Origin of the sequence: Pseudooceanicola nanhaiensis, from assembly GCF_020171315.1 — a bacterium.
Lineage (GTDB): Bacteria > Pseudomonadota > Alphaproteobacteria > Rhodobacterales > Rhodobacteraceae > Pseudooceanicola > Pseudooceanicola nanhaiensis_A.
Genome location: NZ_JAIUZP010000016.1, coordinates 23,355 through 48,627 on the forward strand (window position 1 = coordinate 23,355; position 25,273 = coordinate 48,627).

At 69.5% G+C, this 25,273-nt stretch carries 16 protein-coding genes; 8 read left to right on the plus strand and 8 right to left on the minus strand.

The window, feature by feature from the left end:
• Positions 1-100: 100 nt before the first annotated feature.
• Positions 101-1,408, minus strand: a complete 1,308-nt coding sequence (locus tag LCM32_RS20610; protein WP_224822968.1) for a hypothetical protein — start codon at positions 1,406-1,408, stop codon at positions 101-103.
• Between the two features lie 98 nt (positions 1,409-1,506).
• Here LCM32_RS20610 and LCM32_RS20615 point away from each other — a divergent pair, with 98 nt between their 5' ends.
• From LCM32_RS20615 to LCM32_RS20630, 4 genes are all read left to right on the plus strand, one after another.
• Positions 1,507-5,307, plus strand: coding sequence for a glycosyltransferase family 2 protein (locus tag LCM32_RS20615; RefSeq protein ID WP_224822969.1), 3,801 nt, complete (start codon positions 1,507-1,509; stop codon positions 5,305-5,307).
• Between the two features lie 287 nt (positions 5,308-5,594).
• Complete coding sequence (locus LCM32_RS20620) at positions 5,595-6,836, plus strand: hypothetical protein (RefSeq protein WP_224822970.1); 1,242 nt, start codon at positions 5,595-5,597, stop codon at positions 6,834-6,836.
• Positions 6,833-7,576 (plus strand): sulfotransferase, encoded by a 744-nt coding sequence (locus LCM32_RS20625; protein ID WP_224822971.1) that lies wholly within the window; start codon positions 6,833-6,835, stop codon positions 7,574-7,576. Before LCM32_RS20620 ends, LCM32_RS20625 begins: the two co-directional genes overlap by 4 nt.
• The gene (locus LCM32_RS20630) at positions 7,573-8,211 is read left to right on the plus strand and encodes a hypothetical protein (protein WP_224822972.1); all 639 of its coding nucleotides are present in this window, start codon (positions 7,573-7,575) and stop codon (positions 8,209-8,211) included. Before LCM32_RS20625 ends, LCM32_RS20630 begins: the two co-directional genes overlap by 4 nt.
• 45 nt (positions 8,212-8,256) lie before the next feature.
• On the opposite strand, the gene LCM32_RS20635 is transcribed toward LCM32_RS20630, so the two are convergent.
• Positions 8,257-8,910, minus strand: a complete 654-nt coding sequence (locus LCM32_RS20635; protein ID WP_224822973.1) for an ABC transporter ATP-binding protein — start codon at positions 8,908-8,910, stop codon at positions 8,257-8,259.
• Positions 8,911-8,921: 11 nt separating this feature from the next.
• Entirely contained in the window at positions 8,922-10,694 is a 1,773-nt protein-coding gene (locus LCM32_RS20640; protein WP_224822974.1) for a sugar transporter, read from the minus strand.
• Between the two features lie 158 nt (positions 10,695-10,852).
• On the opposite strand from LCM32_RS20640, the gene LCM32_RS20645 reads away from it, so the two are divergent.
• Positions 10,853-11,626 (plus strand): ABC transporter permease, encoded by a 774-nt coding sequence (locus tag LCM32_RS20645; RefSeq protein WP_224822975.1) that lies wholly within the window; start codon positions 10,853-10,855, stop codon positions 11,624-11,626.
• 89 nt (positions 11,627-11,715) lie between these two features.
• Here the strand turns inward: LCM32_RS20645 and LCM32_RS20650 are convergent, their stop codons facing one another.
• From LCM32_RS20650 to LCM32_RS20665, 3 genes are all read right to left on the minus strand, one after another.
• Positions 11,716-12,714: a glycosyltransferase gene (locus LCM32_RS20650; protein ID WP_224822976.1), complete on the minus strand. Its 999-nt coding sequence runs from the start codon at positions 12,712-12,714 to the stop codon at positions 11,716-11,718.
• Between the two features lie 139 nt (positions 12,715-12,853).
• Positions 12,854-15,676, minus strand: coding sequence for a calcium-binding protein (locus LCM32_RS22045; protein ID WP_263618264.1), 2,823 nt, complete (start codon positions 15,674-15,676; stop codon positions 12,854-12,856).
• Between the two features lie 297 nt (positions 15,677-15,973).
• Positions 15,974-19,714, minus strand: a complete 3,741-nt coding sequence (locus LCM32_RS20665) for a calcium-binding protein (RefSeq protein WP_224822977.1) — start codon at positions 19,712-19,714, stop codon at positions 15,974-15,976.
• Positions 19,715-20,059: 345 nt separating this feature from the next.
• Between LCM32_RS20665 and glf the strand changes: the two genes are divergently transcribed.
• Both glf and LCM32_RS20675 read left to right on the plus strand, forming a co-directional pair.
• A complete protein-coding gene (gene glf / locus LCM32_RS20670; protein ID WP_224822978.1) occupies positions 20,060-21,205 on the plus strand; it encodes a UDP-galactopyranose mutase in 1,146 nt (381 codons plus the stop codon).
• Between the two features lie 224 nt (positions 21,206-21,429).
• The gene (locus tag LCM32_RS20675; RefSeq protein ID WP_224822979.1) at positions 21,430-21,915 is read left to right on the plus strand and encodes an SRPBCC family protein; all 486 of its coding nucleotides are present in this window, start codon (positions 21,430-21,432) and stop codon (positions 21,913-21,915) included.
• A 66-nt stretch (positions 21,916-21,981) separates the two neighbouring features.
• Here the strand turns inward: LCM32_RS20675 and LCM32_RS20680 are convergent, their stop codons facing one another.
• Positions 21,982-23,280 (minus strand): DUF1501 domain-containing protein, encoded by a 1,299-nt coding sequence (locus LCM32_RS20680; protein WP_224822980.1) that lies wholly within the window; start codon positions 23,278-23,280, stop codon positions 21,982-21,984.
• Between the two features lie 10 nt (positions 23,281-23,290).
• A complete protein-coding gene (locus LCM32_RS20685; RefSeq protein WP_224822981.1) occupies positions 23,291-24,688 on the minus strand; it encodes a DUF1800 domain-containing protein in 1,398 nt (465 codons plus the stop codon).
• A 279-nt stretch (positions 24,689-24,967) separates the two neighbouring features.
• Between LCM32_RS20685 and LCM32_RS20690 the strand changes: the two genes are divergently transcribed.
• Positions 24,968-25,228 carry a hypothetical protein gene (locus LCM32_RS20690; protein WP_224822982.1) on the plus strand — a complete coding sequence of 87 codons (261 nt, stop codon included), beginning with the start codon at positions 24,968-24,970 and terminating at the stop codon, positions 25,226-25,228.
• Positions 25,229-25,273: the final 45 nt, after the last annotated feature.

The following is a 25,273-nucleotide window of genomic DNA, read 5'->3' on the forward strand; positions in this document are numbered from 1 at the left end:
AGGACTTGCCGATGAGCACGACCCTGCCGGGCATCACCGCCGCATTTCAGGGCAAACAGGGCCCCCGGCGCCGGGGCGCGGGGGGGCGTCGCCCCGCCCGTCAGTCCTCCACGAGGAGATCCCCCTGGGCCTGCAGCGCCTTTTTCAGCGCCCCGAGCCAGAGATCGCGGGCCGTGTCCGCATGACCGAATCGCGGCTGCAGCGCATGGCCCACGGGCGGCCCCTCGCCCTGCGCGGACCAGACCTCGAGGCAGCGATGCCCGGACAGCGGCGCGCGCGCGGGCAGGCGCACCCGCCAGCGGGTGCCCTGCCCCGTCCCCAGCCGGGAGAAACCCTGAAACAGCCAGTTGCCCAGCGTTTCGGCCGAGACCGCCTGGATGAACCGCTGCGCGCTGCGCTTCATTTCGACCAGGTGGCGGTTGCGGTCCTCGGGGAGGGCGGCCAGTTTATAGTAGCAGGCGGCCTCGTTGTAGGAATGCATCGCCCGGATGACCGGATCGGTCTGGACGTAATCCGCCTCCTTCGCATCCAGCGCCGCGATCCGGGCCGGGAAAGGCAGCCGGTGCGGTGCCACGTCAAGTCCCTGCGCCGCGAGGAACCGCAGGATATTCTCCGACGACAGGGCCGTCTCCTCGGTATCGTAGCAGAAATAGGGCAGCCCCGGACGGGCCGAGAGGCAGCCCAGGATCAGGTCGATCTCGTCGAACTGGCGCGGCATGAAACGCTCGTCGTAGCCGACCCGGCGGTACAGCGCGGCCGGCAGGCTCACCCGGCCCGAACTGCCATCCCCCCAGACCCCGGAAAAATGGTGGAACAGGAAGCCGCCGGGATGCTGCTCATGCAGGGCCAGCAGGAGGTCGGTCTCCTCCAGCGTCGGCACGTTGTCCGCATCCAGGCTGGCGTAGACCTGCCCCGACAGGCACGACCTGAAGGCATTCTTGGCGATCCCGAAATGCCAGCCGGACAGCGCGTCGCTGTGCCGGACCCGCAGGAAGCCGCTGCGCAGCGCCTCCGGGAACTGCGCCCGGACCCAGTCGATCACCGCCCGGTCCGCATCGAAGACCATCACCAGGATCTCCACCTGCCCTGCACGCGGGGCCTGTTCCTTCAGGATGTCGGGCAGCGTGGTGCGCAGCAGGTCGAAACGGTCGAGCACCGGGATGCAGTAGGACAGCACCGGCCGCGCCGACAGCGCCGCCTCCAGCCCCTCGAGCTCGGCCGCAAGGGCCGCCCCGGACAGGTCCCCATGGGCCGGACGCCCCAGGTGCCGCCCCAGGGCAAGGTAGTGGTCCGCCGGCGTCAGGCCCGAGGACAGCCCGTCCCGGCCCACGTCCCCATATTGCCGGCAATACCAGACCGGATCGAAACCATAGCCATTCAGCAGGATGTCCGACCGGTCCCCGTCCATGATATTCATCCTTGTCAAACCCCCGGGCGCACCCTAACCGGGATGGAGGCTATAGCTATGCAGAAAGTGCAGACCCAAAGGAAGTCCCCCCTGACGTCATGACCGTAAACGCCGAATTTACAGACGATTTCTTCCTCTCTCTTTGCATTCAGGGTCCCGGGGCGCAGGCCGCGGAGATCACGGTGAACGGGATGGATCTGCCGGTTCTGCCCGGCCCCGGTACCCGGGCGCTGGCGCCGATCCCCGGCTGGCTCTGGCAGAACCATGCGGCGGCGGATGGTCTTGAGATCCACTGGCGGCTCGGCCCGGACGGGGCGGCACAGGCCGCGGAGGGCCGTCTGCTGCTGAGCCCCCAGGCGCTGATCGCGCGGCTGGAGCGCGGGGTGCCCAGCCCCGAGGCGACCCCCGAGACGGCCCCAGAGAAGGCCCCAGAGACGGGTCCTGCCCCGGACAGCTACATGCTCTCTGCCGCGCTGGAGCATCTGCACTACGCCCCGGGCGTGGCCGCCGCCCTCGCCCCCCGGATCCGGCTCTGGTACGCCCGGCAGGGCATGGCGATCGGCCTCGACGTGCCCGAGATCGCCCCGCCGCTGCCCGCGCCGCCGCCGCCGCCACCGCCGCCGAACCCCATCGAGGCCGCCACGACCGCCGCCCTCTGGGCCTTCGGCACCCGGGGCCGCGCCGCCCCCGAGACCCCGCCCCCGGCGCTGCTGCAATCGGTCCTGGCCGATATCCCGCTGGAGGGCCCGTCCCGGACCGATCTCGCCCTGCGCCTGACCCCCTATTTCTGCAGCCGTGACGCGCTGGCCGCGCTCTACGCCCAGCTTCCCCTGCCCGAGGTGACCGAGGCCGACCTCGACTGGACCCGGCCGTGGCAGCTCAGCCTGCAGCTCCCGAAGCTCTACCTGCAGGGCAATTACCGCAAGGTCACCCGGGTCCTGAAGACCTGCGCCAGCCAGCCCGGCGCCTGGAGTTCCACCGCGACGATCGCCTGGCTCATCCGGCAGGTCGCCACCCCCGGTGGCCCCTTCGTCCCCGCGCCCCAGTCCGAGATGCTGATGGAGGCGATCCTCGGGTATTTCGCCGTCACCGGGACCAGGGCCCCCGAGCGGGTCGCCTGCCTCGAGATCCGCCGCGCGGCGCTCGACATGCTGCGCCACCGCGCCCTGTGGCCGGCCGAGATGCAGGAGCAGATGATCGCGCGGATCCTGCATATCTATGCCATGTCCCCCGCCTTCTGGCGCGACTGCGCCGAGCGGCTGCCCGCCGGAGACCTGCCCGACACGCTGCTGACCGCCCGCACCGCCTTCGAGCGCATCCGCCGCGCCGGGGAGGCCCCCCATGCCCCCGCCCTGCCCGCCTTCCGCACCCTCGAACGCCTCGGCGTGCGGGACGCCGCCCGGATCCGGCAGGAGCTGCTCGGCGGGCAGCGCGCGGGCAATCCGCTGCAGTCCCCGGCACAGCTCTTCGCGGAGAGCCCCATGCCGGAGGAGGACATGCTGCGCCAGCTTGCCGCCCCGCGCGGGACGACCGCGGACGGGGCCGGGACAGCCGCCCTCTCCGCCCGCGATACCGCCCTCGCCCGCACCGCGCTCGAGGCGGCCTTCCGCGATCCCTCCCCGCATCGCTACGACGAGCTGCGGCGCCGGCTGACCCGGCAGGCCACGGCCTGCCTGCAGGCGACCGGCGCCCCGGAAGCCCCAGAGGCACCGGAGGCCCCGGAGGCATCGGCACGGCAGGCCGAGCTGCTCGCCGGGCTGGTGCGGCTGTCGGGCTTCAACGAGGGCTGCTTCGGGCTCGGGCTCGGGCTGGCCCTGATCCACGACCTGCTGCGCCAGGACCGCGCCGCCGAGGCCGAAACCCTCCGCGCCGGTCTGGCCCCCGCCATGCGCGCCGTGGTGACCGCGAACCGGGACGAGGCGCTTGTCGGCCTGCCCCTGCTGCGCCGGGCCGCCCTGCGGCTGGCCCGCCTCGCCGAGGACGCCCCCGAAGAGGCCCGCGCCGTGGCCCAAGCCACGCGCGCCCTGCTGCCCAAGGCGCTCTGGTCCGCCAAGAGCGGACAGCCTGCGCCCGGGACAGGGCCAGAAACTGGGCCTGAAACAGGGCCTGAGACGGTCCCAGAGACGGTGCCAGAAACAGCGCCAGAAACAGCGCCGGAAGCGGTACAGATCTCGGTGCAGATCTCGGTGCCCGCGCTCTACGACACGCTGGTGCTGATCCGCGCCGACAGCCCGGGGCCGGCCCGGGCCGCGCTGCAGGCCAGCTGGCTGCCCCGTCTGGCCGCCCTCGGCATTCCCGCGCTGCTGGTCACCCCGGGGACGGAAACCGCCCTGCATGGCGATGTCCTGCAGCTGGCCGGCCCCGGCACGCCCGACGCCCGGCCCCGCCAGACCCTCGCGCTGATGTCCTGGCTGAACGCCCATGCGGATGCCGCCCATTACCTGCTGCTCGAGGCGCAGTGCCTGCTCGACCCCGACGCCTTCTTCCACGGGCTCGCCTATCGCGAGACCGAGTATCACGGCCGCCCCGTCGCCCCGGGACAGCCCGAGGATGACCGGCGCCGCCATGCCGCCAGCGCCCGGACCGAGGACGGGCGCGCGGCCTTTGACCGTGTCGGCGCCGCACAGCCCTACGCGGCCTGCGAGACCGGCTATGCGCTGTCCTCCCGGGCCGTGGCCGCCCTCGCCGCTGCGCCGGAGGCGCCCGAGACCGCCGCGCTCATCGCCGGCGCGCGCACCGAGGACCGGCTGGTCGCGGCCCTGCTGGCCCGGGCGGGCATTGGCCTGCAGGCGGCGGGCTTCCGCAGCGCCGTGACCCCGGAAGCCGCCCGGCCGGGCCTGCCCGCCAACGGGCTGCTGCCCGGCTGGCCCGGCGTGGTGCAGACCGCCGCCCTTGGCCCGGAGGGGACCGACGCGCCCTCCCCGGACCGGCAGCTGCGCCCGGCCCATATCTGGCCCTTCAACAAGCGCCCGCGCCTCGGCCCCGAAACCAACGGGCTGCGCCTGTCCAGCGATCCGGCACGGCTGGCGGAGATCGCCGCCTGCGACGTGGCCGTGGTGGCCATCGTGCGCAACGAGGCTCACCTGCTGCCGCACTTCCTGTCCCATTACCGCCGCATGGGCGTGACCGGGTTCCTCGTGGTCGACAACGGCTCGCAGGACGGATCCGTGGAGCTGCTCCGGGCCCAGCCAGACACCGCCGTCTTCGAGACCACGGCCACCTTCCGGCAGAGTGACCAGGGCACCGACTGGAAGCGGGCCCTGCTTGCGCATTTCCGGATCGGACGCTGGAGCATCGTGGCCGATGCGGACGAGTTCCTGCTCTTCGCGGACGCCCGCCGGGAGGGGCTGCCGCGCTACCTGCGCCGCCTCGCGAACCGGGGATACGACGCGATCTGCGTCCGGATGATGGACATGTACCCCGCCTGCCCGCTGTCGGAGTTCCGCCTGGGCGAGGGGGACCCCTTCAGCCAGGCCGGGCAGACCGACCGCAGCCCCTTCCTCGCCGCCAGCCTCTCGGGCGGGCCCTATTCGGACAGCCCGACCTGGACCAGCGCAGTGCGCCACCGGATCCTGCCCGGCTCGCGCCCCGAACTCTTCGTGGCCCAGAAGGCCGCCGTCCTCGCCTACCAGCCCTGGATGCGCCTCTCCACCAGCCTGCATTACGCCACCGAGGTCCGCACCGCCGCGGACCGGATGCTCTTCGCGCACTTCAAGTACGACGCCCGGTTCCTGTCCCGGATCGCGGAAGAGGCCCGCCGCGGGCAGTACTTCAACAACGCCGAGGAATACCGCAAGTATTACGCCGCCCGGGACCAGATTTCCCGGCTCTACGACCCGGCGATCTCTGTCCCCTGGCAGGACAGCGACGCCGCCCGGGAGCTCCTTGCAACAATGTGATTCCGCATAGGGATTGCCCGTCTTTCGGCGGAGCTCCGAGCATGGAAAATCGACCGGGGGAAAACGCTGGACCCCCTTCGGAGAACTGGCTAAGTCTGAGGCGGAAGGTCGGACCGACCATAATATAATTTCAAAATATGTAGGTTATGTCAGCATCTTCTAGACGCAAAAAACCGACATTGAGCGCCACGGCCCGGAAGCAGAACCTGCAACGGGCACAGGCATTGGCCGCCGAGGCCGCGTTCCAAACTCCCACCTATTTGACGGAGAGGAGACACGCAGCCCTCATGCCCCTGTTCTGCTGGCTCGCAGGGCAGGTGCACCCCGGCACGATCCTCGCCCTCGAGGGCGTGTCGCCCGACGTGCATTTCGGCTTCTGCCAGGCCACGGCGGAGAGCAGCCCCGAGACGCTCTGCATCTTGCTTCAGGACGGGCAGATCCCGGCCGATGTCGCAGCCTTCGGGGCCGCGACCTATGGCGAGCGCTGCTGCCTCCAGCTCACGACGGAGCGCCCCGACGAGGAGATCGACATCCTCTGCATCGCCGGAACCGCCGCCGTTCCCGGGGACCTGCAGCTGTCGGAGCGGGCCGTCGTGCTGCGGACCGGGCTGACCGCCGCCGAAACGGACATCTCCGGGGAAACCGGCCCGCGACTGGTCCTCGCCCTGTCGCCGACCGTCACCGTGACCTTCGTCGGAAGCCTCTGGCAGACCGATGCCGAGGCGCTTCAGGCCGCGCTCGGAACCCCCGGGGCCCCCGGGGTCGACCGGCTGCTCGCCGCACTCGGCCGGGACCTGCTGGCCAGCGCAACCGACGCCCCGACCACCGAACGGGCCACCGAACAGACCGCCGAAGCCGCACCCGCTGTCACCTCGATTTCTGGCCCGATTTCTGGCCCGATGCCCGCAGCGGACGGGGCGCAGTTGGAAGAGCTGATCACGCTCCAGACCCTGCTGCAGGCCAGTGAAACCCGCGAGGACCGCCTCGCCCAGGATCTGACCCAGCTGAAGCGGCAGCTCGCCCTCGCCCGCAAGGCCGGCGCCGCCGCTGCTCCCGGGGTCGAAGCCCCCGCCGCGGCCCAGGGCTCCAAGGCCGATCTCATGGAGCGGATCACCCGGCTCGAAACCGCCGTCGCCAGCAAGGAACGCGCGCGCTTCCTCCTCGAGGAGGAGCTGCGCAGCCTGACGCACGACTTCTACGAGCGGGACTACGCCTTCGACCTGGCCCAGTCCGATGCCGCACGCGCCGGGGAGATGATGCAGCTGTCGGAACATGCCATCACCCTGGACGCGAATGTCCGGGACTATGCCGCGCAGGCCGAGGCACAGGAACAGCGCGCAGCGGAACTCTCGGCCGACCTCGAAGCCGAGCGCCGGTCCCACCTCCGGGAGCGCGCAACCCTCGAGCAGTCCATCGCGGAGATGGAACAGCATCTCCGGCTGGAGCGCCGACTGCAGGCCGAAGCGCTCGCCACTCTGCACCGGCTCACCCTGTGGCCCCGCACAGATCTGGAACTGTCTGACCAATGATCTCTCCCCAAGCCCCCGAGGAGACGGGCCTGTCCCCCGCCCTCTCCGCGCAGCCGCAGTTCCCGGATCTCTGCCGGCCTGAAAAATACGTCTTCATCGTCACCTACGGGATGTCCGGGGACATCCCGCTGCAGGCGCTGCTCAACCGGATCGAGGGCTATTGCATCCGCGGCCGCAACAACAATGCGGTGCACCACATGGTGCGCAGCTGGTGCGCCGCGAAGGCCCATCTGGCGGCGCGGCTGCAGCAGGGCGGAACGGTCAGCTCCGAGGATTTCCGGCGGCTGGACAGGATGGGCCTGCAGCTGGCGGACAGCTTCGTGCGCAACGTGATCGTCCCCCCGGAGGAGACCCGCGTCGCCGGCTTCCGCGAGATCGAGTTTCACCGCAGCAGCAGCTTCTTCGAAGTCGAGCTGGACTTCCTGCACACCTTCTTCCCCAACGCCCGCTTCGTGTTCAACACGCGCGATCACAAGGCGGTCTCGCAACTGGGCTGGTGGCGGGACATGGCCCCGGCCAAGGTGTCGGCCCTCCTGGGGAGCGCCGACCGTCTCTTCGCCGAGTACACCGCCAGCCATCCCGAGCGTGCCCTCCTGCTGCACTACGAGGATTACGCCAAGGACGTGCAGAAGCTGGCCCCGCTCTATGCCTTCCTCGGAGAGAGCTTCGACCCGACTGTCCTCGAGCAGACGCTCGACAAGGCCGGCCGTGACGGCACCCCGCACTGGATGAAAGCATGACCGCCTCCGCAGACATCTCCGTTCCGATCCTCGTCCTCGCCCATCCGGGCCTCGCGGACACCGTCCTCATGACCGGCCTGGAGGACGCCGCCGGCGCCTCTCTGGTGAAGGGCGAGGAGGACATGATCCTGGAATGCGCCCTCGCCTGGCAGGCCGCGGCGCAGAGCCACGACCGGGCTGTCGCCGCCGCCGGCGACACCCTCACGGACACGCTGCATGCCTTCTATGGCGCCGAGCAGATCACGCCGCAGCGCCTCGCCTCCGAGCTGCTCGGCATCCTGCGGGACTTCCGGGGTGCCCCCGACGCGGCGCTGCACCCGGTTCATGTCAGCCTGAAGATCTTCGATGACATGCCCACGCTGCAGACCTATATCGCCTTCCTGCAGGCCGCCCTGCCGGATCTCTGCATCCTCTTCGTGCATGATGAGCGCCCTCGGGCCACGAACCTCTGCGCCGAGCAGATCGGCCATTCCCCCGAGCGGACCCGGGAGCTCCTGAAGCGCCGCGGACAGGCTCTGGAACAGCTCTCCGAGACCTTCGGCGACCGGTTCTGGCTCTATGACCGGGAAGCGGAGAAGGACACGGCCCTGCTCGAGCAGTTCCAGGACCTGCTGCTGACCTCCGGCGTCAGCTGACCCGTCACGCCCGATCTGCCAGGCCCGACCTGTCAGCCTGATCCGTCAGGCCATCAGCGCCTGGTGCCGGGCGATCGCCTCGTCGAGATCGTCGAAATACTGCAGCCGCCCGTCTTCCAGCACGATGCCGGCGTCGCAGAAGGCGCGCACGTCGTTCATGCTGTGGCTGACGAGGATCGCGCTCGCCGCCTTGACCCGCTCGCGGAAGACCGCGTTGCTCTTGCGCTTGAACGAGGCGTCGCCCACCGCCGTCACCTCGTCCACGAGGTAGGTGTCGAAGCGGATCCCCATGGAGGTGCCGAAGGCCAGCCGCGAGCGCATCCCCGAGGAATAGCTGTGCACGGGCATGTAGAAATACTTCCCGATCTCGGCGAAATCCTCGACGAAGGCCACGAGGCTGTCGGTATCGACCCCGTAGATGCGCGCGATGAAGCGCACGTTCTGCGCCCCGGTCAGATCCCGGTGGAAGGAGCCGCCGAAGCCCACCGGCCAGGAGATCGTGCCATCGCTGACGATGCGCCCGCTGTCCGGGCGCATGTTGCCGGCAATCATCTGCAACAGGGTCGATTTCCCGGCCCCGTTGCGCCCCAGCAGCGCCAGCGACTTGCCGGTCGGCAGCGTGAGGTTGAGATTGTCGATCACCACCTTGCGTTCGCCACGCAGCCGGAAGCTCTTGGTGAGGTTTTCGAACCTGATCATCGGGCCCGCGCCTATCTCCGGTCCCGCAGACTGTAGTAGATCAGGGTCAGGATCCCCCAGACCAGGACCAGGAAGGCCGCCAGCAGGCCCAGGATCATCCCGCGCTGCGGGAACTTGGAATCCTGCGGCAGGGTCGGCTGGATGTAGGTCGCGAGGTAGAGGCTCTGACGCGAGGCCTGCGCCCGGGCCGCATCCAGCGCGGTGAGCGCCGCCCGGTAGCTTTCCTCGGCATATTCGCGATCCACCGTCAGCCCCTCGTATTCGGCCATCAGGGTCGGGTAATCGGCCTCGCCGCTGCCGAACTTGTCATTGGCGAAGGAGGCGCGCTCGTCGGCGATCCGGCTCCGGATCGCGTCGATCTGGCGCTGGACCTGGGTCACCCGCGGGTCCTGCGTGCTGGAGGTGGAGCGCAGCAGGTCCAGCTCCACCAGGGCGCTCGCCAGCTGCTGCTGCAGGCTGTTGACCACGCCCATCTGGCCCTGGATGTCCGCCGAGGGATCGACGATCTGGGTCCGGGTCCGGAAGGCGGTCAGGGCGCCGCGGGCGGTCTTCAGCCGCTCGATCGCCTCGGCCAGATCCGCCTCGGCGTAGCGCATGGCATCGGCCCGGGCGTTCTGGTTCATCTCGTTGATCTTCTTCTGGCTCTCGGCGACGATCCCCTGGGCCAGGCTCTGGGCCGTGTCGGCATCCAGCGCGATGACCCGGACCTCGATCAGCCCCGAGGACTGGTCGAAGGAGATCCGCACCGCCTGCTGCCAGTACCAGAGCAGCTCCTCGATGCTGGCGTCGGGCCAGAGCGAGAACAGCGGATCGTCCCCCCAATGCGCCGAGAAGATCGCCCGCAGGTCGAACTGGGCGTCGATGGCCTCGACCATCTCCTGGCTCTGGATGAACTCGTAGAGGATGGCGCTGTTCGAGGAGGAGGAAGAGCCGGTGAACTGGACGATCCCGCCCAGAAGCTCGCTCGCGCCGCCGCTTTCCTCGCTGCGCACGGTGAACCCGGTGATCGAGCCGTAGCGGTCGAGGCTGACGCCGTAGAGATAGGTGGCCGCGGCCGTCAGGGGCACGATGACCACGAGGAAGAAGCTGAGCAGCAGCCCCCAGTGCCGGCGGTGAAAGCTGGCGCGATCGGCCAGCGGCCGCACCTCGACCACCTTGGCGCCGGCGCCCATTCCACCCTGTTGCGGGCCACCCTGCTGCGGCCCCCCCTGCTGCGGACCGTTCTGTCCGGCGGGTTTCTGCTGTGCGCCCGGTTGCGGGCCAGCCTGCGCGGCGGGTTTCGCCTGTGCACCCGGCTGCGGACCGTTCGGCGCGGCGGGCTTCGCCTGCGCGCCCGGTTGCGGGCCAGCCTGCGCGGCGGGTTTCGCCTGTGCACCCGGTTGCGGGCCGTTCTGCACGGCGGGTGTCGCCTGTGCGCCCGGCTGCGGGCCGTTCTGCGCGGCGGGTTTCGCCTGTGCGCCCGGCTGCGGGCCGCTCTGCGCGGCGGGCTTCGCCTGTGCGCCCGGCTGCGGGCCGTTCTGCGCGGCGGGCTTCGCCTGTGCGCCCGGTTGCGGGCCATTCTGCGCGGCGGGCTTCGCCTGCGCACCCGGTTGCGGGCCGCTCTGGGCCACCGCCTTCAGCGGGGCTTGCCCGGTCCCGCCAGCCTTGGCCGCCTTGGCGGCTTTCTTCCATTTCGGCTTGGTTTTTGCAGGCTTGCTCTGCCCGTCGCCTTCCGACCGATCCGCAGGCGCTGCCGATTGGCCGCCCTTGCCGGGGTACGGCACCACCCTGTCTTTTTCGCTCACGATCAGCCCCGCTCGTTCCCGATCAAAATTGAACTCGCTCAAAGATCTCTACATAGTCGCATTGCAAAACACCAGAGCAGCGGAGCCTTACCCTGTCCCTCCCGCCCACCGGAACACCCGACCTGTCCTCTCCGCTCCCCGCGGACGGCCTCAGAACTGTGAAAACCCGCAGCCATGCCACCTTCCGCAGCGTGATTGCGCTGATGCTGCGCGAGATGTCGACCCGCTACGGCAAGACGCCGGGGGGATATCTCTGGGCGATCCTCGAACCGATCGCGGCCATCAGCATCATGGCGCTCGCCTTCTCGATCATGCTGCGCTCCCCCTCGCTGGGCAACAGCTTCATCCTGTTCTACGCCAGCGGTTTCCTGCCGTTCAACATCTACCAGAGCGTCTCGGTCATGTCGGCCCGCTCGATCCTCTTCTCGCGGCCGCTGCTGTTCTATCCCAGCGTGACCTGGATGGATGCGATCCTCGCCCGGTTCCTGCTGAACACGCTCACCGGCTATCTCATCGCCTTCGTGGTCATGTCCGGGGTTCTGGCGCTGTCCGACACCGCTGTCGTGCTCCGGGCCGGTCCGATCCTCTCCGCCATGGTCCTCTCCGCCCTCATGGGGCTGAGCGTCGGCACGATGAACTGCCTGATCATGGGGCTCTATCCCACCTGGGACGTGATCTGGTCGATCGCCACGCGGCCCCTCTTCATCATCTCGGGCATCATCTTCATCTACGAGGACCTGCCGCGCGCGGTGCAGAACATCCTCTGGTTCAATCCGCTGGTCCACATCACCGGCCTGTTCCGGTCCGGGGTCTTCCCGATGTACAGCCCGAACTACATCTCGATCGTCTACGTGATGGGCTGGATCCTGGTCCCGATGGTCGTCGGGATGATCGGCCTGCGCCGCTACCACCGGGACATCCTGAACGGCTGATCCGCGGCACCTCCCGCGGAACAGGGCGCTGAGCGGAGCCCCGCACGGAGCCCCCGCACGGGGCACGGAACGGAGCGCGCGGCCCCGGCTCAGCCGGCAGGCGGCGGGGCCGGCAGGCTGGCGATCAGCGCCGCGTGGTCGGTGCCGGTGCGCCGGCGCAGCCCGTCCACCACGGCGCGGGCCAGCAGGCGCAGGAAGGCCCCCCGGGTGCCGGAATGATGGCGCACCTTCAGCAGCCATTTCGGCAAGATCACCAGCAGCAGCGGCCAGAACAGCAGCGGCCCCGCCGCCATGCGGTAAAGCATCAGCAGGTTGCGGTGGTAGTAATAGACCTTCCACAGCGGGCGGAAGCGCCGGTCCTCGCCCAGCGTGCGGCAGTCATGCTCGAAGCGGACCGCCGGCAGGAAGGCGATCCGCCCGCCCGCCGCGCTGAGCCCGAGGGAATAGATCCCATCCTCGCCGTAGACGAAGAGCGCCCCGTCCGGGTAGCCGAAGCGCGCCACCGCCGCCCGGGAGACGAAGAAGCCCACGAAGGAGGTGATGTCGATCGCCAGCGGCGGGCCGTCATAGGCCGCGGGCGGGATGTGGAACGTGTCCCGGGAGCCGCCCCGGCGCACGGCCCGGCGGAAGATCGCCCCGTGCCAGAACGGGTTGCGCGAGGGGCGGTTCATCTCGCAGATGCGCCCGTCGGGATAATAGACCGCGGCGGCCACCGCATCCCACTGGCCGGGATCGGCCCCGTGGAAGGCCGCCAGCGCCCCCGGTTCGGGGCGTCCGTCGTCATCCATCAGCACGATCCAGTCCGGATCGCGCTGCGCGGTGATCTGGCGCATGCCCAGCTCGAAGCCCCCGGCCCCGCCAAGGTTCTTCGGGCAGGAGATCACCTCAAGCCGGGGATCCGCGCGCCCGGCCAGCCAGGCCCCGGTGCCATCGGTGGAGGCATTGTCCACCACGACGACACCCTCCAGCTCTGCCGGCGGCGAGGCCAGCAGGCGATCCAGGGTGATCTTGAGCTGTTCCAGGCGGTTGAAGGTCACCACGAGGGCGACCAGCCGCCCCGCGCCCGCTGTCAGATCCTCGTCCGGCACGCTGCGCCCGCCCCCTGTTCTGTGTAAGTCCGGTCCCCCTTCCACTGGGGCAATTCCGCGCCACTGTCAAATCAGAGGCGGGCAAATCAGAAGTCGGCACCCCCGGGCCCCGGGACACCGAGGTGCCGCCAAGCCAGGGTCAGAAGATCTCGATATCGCCCGTCAGGTCCCCCGGCCGGTGCAGCCCCTCCAGCAGCAGGGTCTCTTCGCCGAAGTCGAAGAGGATCCCCTCCGCCGTGTCATGGGCGAACCGGGCGATGACCTGCCCCGGGCCGAGGCTGCCGCTCCAGAGCCCGTCGTCGAACCGCAGCACATCCTCCCCGGGGGTGAAATCCCAGATCACGTCCCGGCCGTCGCCCGCGCGGAAGACGAAGGCATCCGCCCCGCCCCCGCCGGTGAGCCGGTCTGCCCCCGGCCCGCCGATGAGCACATCCGCCCCCTCGCCCCCGCGCAGCACGTCGTCGCCGCCCTCGCCGCCGAAGACATCCGCCCCGGCCCCGCCCTCGATCGTGTCGTTGCCCTGCCCGGCCCAGACCGTGTCGCGGCCGAAAACATCACCCTGCGCGTTGTCGTAGAAGATGTCGTTCCCGGTCCCGAGGAAGGCGAGGTCCGCCCCGTTGCCGCCCACCACCGTGTCGTTGCCCGCGCCGGCCTCGATCCGGTCAGCGTGGTTGCCGCCGAACAGCCGGTCGTTGCCGTTGCCGCCATAGAGGTGATCCTCCTCGTCGCCCCCGTCCAGCACGTCATTGCCGTCGCCGCCGAAGAGCGTGTCGTTGCCGCGCCGCCCCAGCAGCAGGTCATCGCCCCATTCGCCGCCGAAGACATCCGCCCCCGCGCCGCCTTCCACCGTGTCGTGGCCCTGCCCGCCCCAGACCGTGTCGGCGCCGAACACCCCGCCCTGTCCGTTGTCGTAGAAGATGTCATTCCCGGTCCCGAGGAAGGCCAGGTCCGCCCCGTTACCCCCCACCACCGTGTCGTGACCGTCGCCGCCCTCAAGCCGGTCCGCGTGGTTGCCCCCCAGCAGGCGGTCGTTCCCGGCTCCGCCCTGGAGGAGGTCCTCGTCATCGCCGCCGTCCAGCACGTCGTTGCCATCGCCGCCGAAGAGACGGTCGTTGCCGCGCCGCCCCAGCAGCAGGTCATCGCCCCATTCGCCGCCGAAGACATCCGCCCCGGCCCCGCCTTCCACCGTGTCGTGGCCCTGCCCGGCCCAGACCGTATCGGCGCCGAAGGGCCCGCCCTGGGCGTTGTCATGGAAGATGTCATGCCCGGTCCCGAGGAAGGCCAGATCCGCCCCGTTGCCACCCCAGACCGCGTCATCGCCCCCGCCCCCCAGCAGAAGGTCGTCCTGATCGCCGCCATAGAGACTGTCGTCGCCCTCGCCGCCGTCCAGCCGGTCGCTGCCGCCGAAGCCCGCCAGCACGTCGCTGGCCCAGAAGCCCGTCAGGCTATCGGCATCGTCGCTGCCCAGGGTCTCGCGCGCGATGGCCATGGGCGGGCGGTCGGGGCCGCGCAGGATCGCCGCGCGCACCGCCGCGGGATCGAGCGCCCGGCCGTCCACGCTGCGCAGGTTGATCACCTCCTGCCCCCAGGACAGCAGCGCCCCGCCGCTGACCGGGGTCACCTCGACCCGTTCGGGATCGTAGAGCATCCAGTACCCCGAGAGGTCGAGCCGGTCCTCGCCGGGGTTGAAGCCCTCGATCCGGTCCCGCGCCCCGTCCTGCACCATGACGAAGACATCCGCCCCCGCGCCGCCGATCAGCGTATCCGCCCCGGCCCCGTCGAGCAGGATGTCGTCCCCCGCCCCGCCGTCGAGCCGGTCATCGCCGCCCCCGCCGGTCAGCACGTCGTCCCCGTCGCCGCCGCGCAGCTGGCCGCCCGCGCCCCCCGTGCTGCGCTGCACCCCGAGATCCCCGACCGGAACCGAGAGCCGGGTCAGCCCCTCCGCGCTTTCCCGCGCGGCGAGGACCTGGATCTCCGCTCCGACCCGCGCCGCGGCGAGGGTGCGGATGTCCGACAGATCGGCACCCGCCTCGGCGGCGAGGCTGTCGAGATGCAGAAGCCGCCCGCCGGGCAGCAGCCGGAACAGGCTGATCCCGTCGTCCGCGCCTGCGGCCAGCACGAAGACATGGCCGTCCGCCGAGACCGTTTCCAGTGTCTGTACATGGGAGAACCGGCTGTTCAGGCTGTCGATCACATGGTCCCGGACCAGCAGGTCGCCCCCCGGGCCGATTTCGATCACGCTGATCGAGGAGGAGCCCCCGCCCGCCAGCAGGAGGTAGTCCCGCCCCATGACCTCGACCGCCTGCAACTCCATGGGATCCGCCACGCCGAGGCCCGAGGCCGCGGCGGCGCTGGAGGTGGCCTCGGGACGCCCGGTCCCGGACAGCCGGTAGCCCACGACGCCCTGCACCCCGGATCCGGCGGTATAGAGCCACGCCTGCCCGTCCACCTCGACGGTCAGCATGGCGGAGACCTCGCCCGTCCCGGCCACGCTGCCCGTGGCCCGGTAGCCCTCGGCGCTGGTGGCCAGCGTGGTGAGCCGCCCGTTGGCGTCGGTGGCAAAGAGATGCCCGTCGCCATCGCAGGCCAGCGCCGTGGCCGCGGTCGGCCCGCCCGCGAGGTCCACCTGCGAGAGCCCCGACATCCGGCCGTCCGACTGCAGCCGGACCCCGGCCATCGCGCCGCCCGCACCCGCCACCGCGAGGAAGGGCGCATCCGGCAGCGCCACCGGCACCAGCGCGTCGCAGCCGAGCGGCACCGAGAGGCCGCGGAAGACCTCGGTGTCGATCAGCTCCGGCGCCCGCCCCTCGGACAGGCGCCAGGCGGAAAGCCCGCCCCCGGGGCCCGTGGAGGCGTAGGCATAGAGACTACCGCCCATGTTAGAGACATATATTTGCGAGATCCCGATATCGAGCGCCTCGCGCCCGGTGGCCGATGTACCGCGCCATAGCAGATGGGTCATCCCCGCCTCCTGTTCCGACAGGGCGGGAATGACAGGCAAAGCGGTGCGGGGCCGGATCGCGATTCAGGCGAAACCGGGGCGTTTGCAGAGAATGCGCGCTATTCCGGACGCCGCGGCCAGAGACGCGGCCCGGGTCGGGCATCAGGCTGGGGCCAGATGGGAGGTCTTACCGGGAGGCCCGGGCGTGCGGTGACGGGGCCGTCCGATCCGGCCGCACGCCTGCATCCCTGGACGCAAAAAGGGCGCCCGGGACAGTCCCGGGCGCCCTGATGTGACCCTGTTTCAGGGGATTTCACCTCAGAGGAAGAAGATATCCGCCTCCAGCCCCACCTTGCTGTCGAGCCCGACAAGGGTGATCGTGTTGCCGCTGCCGAAGTCGAAGACCACATCCGCGCCGCTGTCATCGGCGAACTGGCTCACCACCTGCGCCGCGCTCAGGCCACCGCCCCAGAGCGCATCATCGAGGCCGAGTTCCTCGCCGAGGACGTAGTCGGTGACCGTGTCCGCCTCGATCTGGCCGATGAAGACGAAGCGGTCGCTGCCCGCGCCGCCCGAGAGCGTATCGTTGCCCCCGCCCGCGCGCAGCGTGTCATTGCCGGCGTTGCCCTCGATGTAATCCGCCCCGAAGGCACCGGTCTGGGCGCTGTCGTAGAAGATGTCGTTGTCATCGCCGAGGTAGGCGCTGTCGCGCCCGTCGCCGCCATAGACCGTGTCCGACCCGGAACCGCCCACGAGGACATCGTCCTGCGCGCCGCCGAAGAGCAGGTCATTGCCGCCCTCGCCGATCAGCGTGTCCGACCCGGCATTGCCCGCGATCGTGTCCGAGCCGTTGCCGCCGAAGACCTTGTCCGCGCCATAGGGATCGAACTGGCCGGTGTCGGTGAAGCTGTCGTTGCCGTCCTCGAGATAGACGAGGTCCTGCCCGTTGCCGCCGTTGACCGTGTCGTTGCCGGCCCCGGCCCAGATCGTGTCGTTCTGGTCGCCGCCATAGATCACGTCGTTGCCGAGACGGCCATAGATCAGGTCTGCGCCCGCGCCGCCGTAGAAGGCATCGTTGCCGTTGCCGCCCTGGATCGTGTCGTCGCCGTTGCCGGCATAGACCGTGTCCTGGCCCGCCACGCCGCCCTGGGCATTGTCGAGGAAGAGATCGTTGCCGTTCTCCAGCCAGACCTCGTCAGGGCCGTTGCCGCCGTCCACGGTGTCGTTGCCATCGCCCGCGAAGATCGTGTCGTCCTGGTCACCGCCATAGATCAGGTCATTGCCGAGGCGGCCATAGATCAGATCGAAGCCCGCGCCGCCATAGAAGGCGTCATTGCCGTTGCCACCCTGGATCGTGTCGTTGCCATTGCCGGCATAGACCGTGTCACGGCCCGCGTCGCCGCCCTGGGCATTGTCGAGGAAGAGGTCGTCGCCGTCCTCCAGCCAGACCTCGTCGCGGCCATTGCCACCGTCCACGGTGTCGTTGCCGGCCCCGGCCCAGACCGTATCGTTCTGGTCGCCGCCATAGACGACGTCGTTGCCGAGACGGCTGTAGATCAGGTCGAAGCCCGCGCCACCGTAGAAGGCATCGTTGCCGTTGCCGCCCTGGATCGTGTCGTCGCCGTTGCCGGCATAGACCGTGTCCTGACCGGCCACGCCGGCCTGGCCGTTGTCGATGAAGAGGTCGTTGCCGTCCTCCAGCCAGACCTCGTCACGGCCGTTGCCGCCATCCACGGTGTCATTGCCGGAGCCGCCATAGATCAGGTCGTCCTGCGCCCGGCCATAGAGCAGGTCATTGCCCTCTTCGCCGTAGAGCGTGTCATTGCCGCCTTCGCCCGAGATCGTGTCGTTGCCCTCGCGGCCCTGGATGTAGTTCGCCGCGCCGCTGCCGATGATGTTGTCGGCGTAGTCGGTGCCGCGGATGTCCTCGACGTTCGAAACCGTATGGGTAAAGCCCACGCCGTCCCATGCGCCGGTGATCAGCCCGGTGGTGAGGTTCGCCTGGATCCCGGTGCTGCTGCCGCTGCGGTCATAGCGCACCATGTCCTCGCCGCCGCCGCCGTTCAGCGTGTCGTTGCCGCCGCGCAGGATGAAGGATTCGAAGTCCGCGCCGGAGCCGGTGATGCTGTCGGCGAAGTCGGTGCCGCGCACCTCGAGCGACCCGTCGCCCGCGATGATGTTCACGGTGTCGGTGTCGCCGAAGCCGTCGTTCTGGACCACCCCGGTGGCGAGGTTCACCACGGCACCCTGGGTGGCGCTGTCATACCAGGACCCGCGGAAGTCGAGCCGCACCCGGCTGTTGAGGGTCAGGTTGTAGGTGTCGTCGCCCGCGCCGCCATGGATCCCGGCCCAGGAATTCTCGGCCGCGACATAGGTGATCGTGTCATCGTACTCGGTGCCGTAGAGATCCCAGCCGTCACCATAGGTCGTGGCCCGGGTCACGTCGATCAGCGTGTCGGTGCCCGCGCTGCCCTTGTAGACCGTGCCGGTATTGGCCACCGCGTCGATCTGCGCCGTGATCCCGCTGGAGAGCGCGTCCTCGTAGACCAATGCGTTCCAGTCGCCGTCCGCCAGCACATCCACGTAAGTGATCGTGTCGTCACCGCTGGAGCCATAGACCCGGTCGCCCCCGGCGCCATAGGCCACGGTGCCGGCATTGAGGAAATCATCCCCCTCGTCGCCATGGAGCCGGTCGCTGCCCGCGCCGCCAAGGAGCGTGTCGTTGCCCTCGTCGCCATAGAGCGTGTCATCGCCGTCGAGGCCCTCGATCAGGTCGTCGCCGTCGCGGCCCTCGATGTAATTGTCGTTGCCATCGCCGCGCAGGGTGTCCCCGGCATAGGAGCCGCGGATCTGTTCGATCCCGCTCAGGCTGTCGGTGAAGGCGAGGCCGTTCCAGAAGCCGGTCGCCGTTCCCGCCGCGAGGTCCACCTCGAGGCCCGCGATCTCGCCCCGGTCATAGCGCACCCGGTCGAAGCCCTCGCCGCCGTCGATCGTGTCGTTGCCGCCCATGCCGCGGAAGCTGTCGCGGTACTCGGAGCCGGTCAGGCTGTCGCCGAAGTTGGTGCCCTGAAGCTCGATCCGGCCGGCTTCGCCGGAGATGGTCAGGCCCTCGCTGTTGCCGAAGCCGTCATTGCTGATGGTCTGGGTCGAGAGGTCCACCACCGCCCCGGTGAAGGCGCCGCCGCTGGAGAAGCTCAGCCGCACCGTGCTGCCGCTGTCGCCGAAGACGATGTTGTAGACATCGGCGCCGCGCAGGCCGGAGAGGGTGAACCAGCTGCCGTCCATGGTGGTGATGTTGAAGATGTCGCTGCCGTCGCCACCCCAGATGCCCAGCCCGTCGCCGGTGCCGGCGTCGTAATCCTGGGTCCGGGCCACCTCGATCAGCGTATCGGTGCCGCCGCCGGATTTCTGGATCGTGCCGGTGTTGGCCTGGGCATTGATCGTCGCCGTGATCCAGAACAGGTCGGAGTAGTCGAGCGAGTAGTAGGAGTAATCCGCCGAGCCGGAGAAATCGATCGTGTCGTCCCCGCCCGAGCCATAGATCAGATCCTCGCCGTCATTGGCGCCGGGGTCGATGTAATCGTCGCCCTCGCCGCCCGCCATCGTGTCGCTGAAGTCCGAGCCGAACAGCGTGTTGTTCTGGGTCAACTCGTCGAGGAACATGTCCGGGTTGCCGACCACGGCCGAGGAGGAATCGTAGATGATCTCCTGCTGGTCCAGCAGTTCGGTGAAGGGCTCGGAATTGTCGGCGGCCAGCTCGTCCATCGCAAAGGCGAAGTCCTCCAGCAGCCAGGCCATCCCGGAGACGCGCGCCTGTTCCAGCCCGTCGAAGAAGAAGGAGATCTGCGTCACCGTCCCGGTCAGATCGCCCTCTTCGGGGTTGGTGGGCAGCCCGAAGCCGGTCAGCCGGACCGTCCAGCCGGTTGCGGCATTGAAGAGCACGATCTCGGTGCTGGTGGCGCTGGCGATATCCGGATCGAAATCGCCCGTAACAGGGTCGAAAAGCCCGTCATCGATGAAATTCGTTTCCGGCCCGTAAAAATCTACCCGCATAGCCATACATCTCCCCATGTCAGTTTAATCAATGCGTTCAGGCAATTGCCCCTGATGCCCCTCACCTTAGAGAGCCGTTTCCAACTGGGCTACAGCGGATTTGCGAAACGCCCCTCCCCATTCCGGGGGTGTCCGAAGGGCGGCGTCCGAGGCCCGTTCAGGTCGGGGCAGGGCAGGATACGGGCAGGGTCCGGGCAGGATACGGGGCCCCGCGCCTGCCCTCTTTTCCGCCTCCCGGGCCGGACCGGAGCCGCCCCGAACCGGCCCGTGGGCCGCCCCGCGGGCGATCCCGGTTGTCATGCCCGGGCTTGTGTGGAACAAGATCTCCGACTGAAGAAACAAGGCATAATCATGAACATTCTTCTCGTGGGGGCCGGGCTTTCCGGCGCGGTGATCGGGCGTACCCTGGCCGAAGAGGGACACCAGATCACCATCGTCGATACGCGACCGCATATCGGGGGCAACTGCTACACCGAGCGGGACGCGGAAACCGGCGTGATGGTCCATGTCTACGGGCCGCACATCTTCCACACCGACGATGCCGAGGTCTGGGACTACGTGAACCGGTTCGAGACCTTCATGCCCTACAAGAACCGCGTGAAGACCACGAGCCAGGGCGCCGTCTACTCGCTGCCGGTGAACCTGCACACGATCAACCAGTTCTACGGCAAGACCCTGCGCCCGGACGAGGCCCGCGCCTTCATCGAGGAACAGGCCGACACTTCGATCTCCGAGCCGCAGACCTTCGAGGAACAGGCGCTGCGCTTCGTCGGGCCCGACCTCTATGCCGCCTTCTTCAAGGGCTACACCGAGAAGCAGTGGGGCTGCTCGCCGACCGCGCTGCCGGCCTCGATCCTCAAGCGCCTGCCGGTGCGGTTCAACTACGACGACAACTACTTCTTCCACCAGTTCCAGGGCATGCCCGAGAACGGCTACACGCCGATGATCGAGGCCATCCTCGACCATCCCGCCATCACCGTGAAACTGGAGACCACCTTCGACGCGGCCGAGGCCGCCGACTATGACCACGTCTTCTACTCCGGTCCGCTGGACGGCTACTTCGGCTATGAGCTGGGCCGCCTGGGCTACCGCACGCTGGACTTCGAACGCTTCAGCGACACCGGGGATTACCAGGGCTGCGCGGTGATGAACTACGGCGACCGCGACGTGCCCTTCACCCGGATCACCGAGCACAAGCACTTCTCCCCCTGGGAAGAGCACGAGGGCACCGTCTGCTACCGCGAGTTCTCCCGCGAATGCGGCCCGGACGACATCCCCTACTACCCGATCCGCCTGGTGGACGAGAAGGCGATGCTGGCCGACTACGTGGCCAAGGCCGAGGCCACCGCGGGCGTCACCTTCGTGGGCCGGCTCGGCACCTATCGCTACCTCGACATGGACGTGACGATCCGCGAGGCGCTGGACACGGCCCGGACCTTCCTCGTCCACGTGCGCGAAGGGACGGCAATGCCCGCCTTCGTGAAATCGCCGCTCTGACCCGTCTTCGGGTCCCCGCCGGCTGCCCCTGACGGGTTCCGAAACCGGATCCAAACTGGATCAAAACCGGGGGCACGGCGGGAAACCCGGCAAAAAACGGCCAGGCCTCGGGGTTTTCCGGGGTTTTCCGCAACCGAGGCGGGAAACCCCGGGAACCCGCGTTGCCTCCGCCCCCGGAGGCGGCCAGAACGGTCAGACACAGCAGAGAGCGCAACGGGCCCCCCATGAGACTGACGACAAAGAACACGATCGACGCCCCGGCCGAGATGGTCTTCGACTCGATCCTGAATTTCGCCGGCGCCCGCCGGGACGCGGTCCCGGAAGGGGCCCGCGTCGCGCGGACCGACCGGCTGGAACAGCCCGGCCCCGGGATGACCTGGGAGCTCGTCTTCGACCTGCTGGGACAGCGGCGCGAGATGCACCTGCGCCTGCTCTCCTGCGACCGCCCCGGGCGGATGGAATTCAAGGGCACCTCGCCCGGGCTCGACATCGAGTGCACCGCGCAGCTGTCCAGCCCGGAGGCCGGCCGGACGGTGCTGGCGCTGGTAATCGACATCAAGCCGCAGAACCTCTCGGCGCGGATTCTGGTCCAGTCTCTGAAACTGGCGAAATACCAGGTCTCGCGGCGGATCGAGGACAAGCTCGGCGGGTTCTGCCGGGGCATCGAGGCGCGCGCGAAGCAGGGCACGGGCGCCAACCAGAGCGCCTGAGCGCCGCCCGGCACAGCCTTTCCCGTCCGGTCCCTCCGCTCTGCGGGCCGGACCGCGGTCTTCCGGTTACAGGACCAGCCCGGGCTCCGACCCCATCTCGAGGCCGGGGAAGATCGCCGCCTCCAGGTCCGGGATCGAGAGGCCGAAGAGGCCGCGCATGATCCAGGCCGCATGGGCGCGCACGTCCCGCGTCGGCATCAGGTCACGCCGCACGTAGAGCGCCTCCTCCGCCAGCCCCGGCCAGTCGCCATAGACCTTGCCACCACGCAGGGCCCCGCCCGCCAGCAGCATCGCGCCGCCGGTGCCGTGGTCGGTGCCGCCGGTGCCGTTGGTGGCCGCGGTGCGGCCGAACTCGGTCATGGCGATCACGCCGGTCTTGCCCCAGATCGGCCCCAGCCCCTCCTTGAGCCCGAGGATCACGCTCTCGAGCCGTTCCAGCGGCGCGGCGATCGTGCGCTCCTGGCTGGCATGGGTGTCCCAGCCGTTCAGGGAGAAGGAGGCGATCCGGGCATCGCCGCGCAGTTTCTCGGCGGCGAAGGCGGCGATCTGCGCCACGCCGCTGTTGCGCGCGGCCGCGGCCATCTCCTTCAGCTCCCGGCGCGGGCTGGCCCCGCCCGACATCGCCATATCCCCGGTCATGCCTCCGGCCATATCTCCCGCCATATCTCCGGCCATGTCCCCGACAGAGAGCGCGGCACTGTCCGCCAGCCCCGACAGGACGATGGCCTCGCCGAGGTTGTCGCGGAACAGCGGGTCCTCGTGCATCATCACGTCCATGCGCCGCAGCGCCGAGGCGTCGATCCCCAGCGAGGCGTCGGGCGACCAGTCGGAGACCGGCGCCGTGCCGCGGGTCAGCAGCATGTCGCCCCGGCCGATGGCATAGGTCGTCTCGGCGGTCACGCCGGGCACCTGCTGCAGCATCCGGTTCAGCCAGCCGTCCGAGCGCACCGAGGCGGCCTCGTCCGCGACGCCGGCCTCGAGGATGTCCTGCCCGGTGAAATGGCTGCGCTTGTCCCGGTAAGGGGTCGAGACCGCATGTACGAAGCCCAGTTCCCCCGCCCGCCAGAGCGGCATCAGCCTTGCCAGCCCGGGGTGCAGCGCGAAGTAGCCATCGAGGTCCTTCGGCCCGCCCTCGGTGCCGGGACGCGGGGCACCGGGGCGCAGTTGGGCAAAGGCCGGATCGCCCCAGGGCTGGACCACGTCGAGCCCGTCCATGGCCCCGCGCAGGATGATCACCACCATCCGCGCATCCCAGGGCGCGGCGGCAAAGCTGACCGGCGTCCAGAGCGGGCTGGCCGCGGCGGAACAGCCCAGCAGCAGCGAGCGGGTCAGGAACTTGCGGCGGTCCAGTGTCTTTCCGGCCATGACAGCCTCCTCACATCCGTTGAAACGCCGGGGAGCAGAGCACGAGCGCCACTCCCTCGGTGCGATCGGCCGCCGCCTTGACGGCGAAGTCCAGGGCCTCGTCGACCCGGTCGCCCACGGCAAGCGTCAGCAGCGCGCGCGGATCGGGCAGGTCCTCCATCAGGACAGAGGGCGCGGTCCAGGCCCAGCGGACCCGCGCGGCGAGCCGCTGCGGCGAGACCCAGGCCTCGTCTTCCTCGGGCCAGCCTTCCGGGCCCGGCGGTTCGTCCCAGGGCTGTCCCATGAGCATCAGCGGCGCCCGCAGCAGGTCGCCCTGGATGCCGGGCTGGCGCCCGGCGCGGCTGTCCGGCGGCACGGCGAAGAGCCGCAGCGCGGAGCCGATGAAATCCAGCGGCCGCTTGACGTTGCCCGGCGCGGGATCCCAGGCGGCGGGATGTTCCAGCAGCGCGCCATAGACCGCGTCGAGCTGGCCGCCGGTTTCCTCGAAGCGGGCCGCCACGTGATCGACCAGCGCGGGATCGGGCGTGTCGGCCACGAAATGCACCGCCAGCTTCCGCGCGATGTGGCGCGCCGTGACCGGGTGGGTCGCAAGATCGTCGAGCACCTGCAGCACGTCCTCGAGCCGGGCCTCTCCCGGCCCGCCATAGGACCGGCCCAGCACCGTTTCCGCCCCGGGTTCGGCCAGCGCCGGACGGAACAGGAAGGAGAAATCCGCCCCGATCGAGAGGCCCGCCAGCAGTTCCGCCAGTTCCCGGACATCGGCCTGGGTATAGGGCCCGTCGACGCCCAGCGTGTGCAGTTCCATCAGCTCGCGGGCGAGGTTCTCGTTCAGCCCGCCGCCCTTCTTCTTCTGCGCCATCTGCGAGTTCGGCCCGCGCGAGGTCGTCTGGTCGAGGAAGTGCAGCATCAGGGGCTGGGTCATCACCGCCTTCACCAAGTCGGCGAACCGCCCGGTCAGATGCGGCCGGATCGTGTCCTCGTGGCTGGGCGCCACGGAGAGGTTGAAGACCGCGTTCTTCCCCGAGGCGGCGAAGTGATCGGCCCAGAAGGCAACCAGGCGCTCGCGCAGCCCGTCCTCGGTATGGGCCCGGCGCATCATCTGGTTCCAGAGCCAGAGCCGGTGTTCGCGGCGCAGCTCCTTGATCTCGCGCATGTACATCTCGCGGTAGGCGGCCTGCATCTTATCGCGCCGCGCCTTGTCCTTGACCGGCTTGATCTCGCGGCGCTGCCGGGCGAATTCCGCCTGTTTCGCGCTCAGCATGTCATAGCCCGGTACCGGGAACTGCGCCGCCGCCGCATCCGGCCCGGTCAGCCGCGTCAGCATCTCCTCCACCCCGGAGGGCGGCGCGATCACCGGCGAGCGGCCACAGCCGAAACGGATATCCGCAAGAAGAGGGTCGAAGGCCATGAGCGGGTCCCCGTGTGGTGGCACCGTGATCACTGCGCGGCAGTGTCCACGCGGGAAGGATAATCCGCCCGGGCCGGCTGTCACCTCACATTCCCGGGGGCACCGGGGGCGATCGGCGGGGAACCGCCCCGCCGCCGCCCCCAACGGCCCCCTCGGGTCCGGGCGCCGGTCACCGTCGGCAGCCCCCTGCCGCCGCTCACAGTCCTGTAGCATTGAGGATCGAAACCTCGTAGACAGGAGCGAGCCCTACAAACCCATGATTTTCAAGAAGGCTTCATGATGAGCGATATTGAAGAAACCCTTTCCGAAGACGAGATCTCCAGCGCCCGCGACCTGCAGGCCGCCAGTTTCCAGATCGCCCGCGCGATCTGGAAGATCGAAACCAGCGGCATGGCCAAGGAAGAGAAGCAGGCCGCCTGGACCGAGAACCGGAAGGAGCGGATGCAATACGCCCGCAAGCTGGCCCGCAGGCTGGGCGAGCGCGGCGTGACGCTGAACATCCCCGCGGCGCCGGATGCCGCTGACGACACCGCCGAGTAACCTCGCCGCCTCGGTGCGGGGCGGTCCCTGCCCCGCACCTGACGA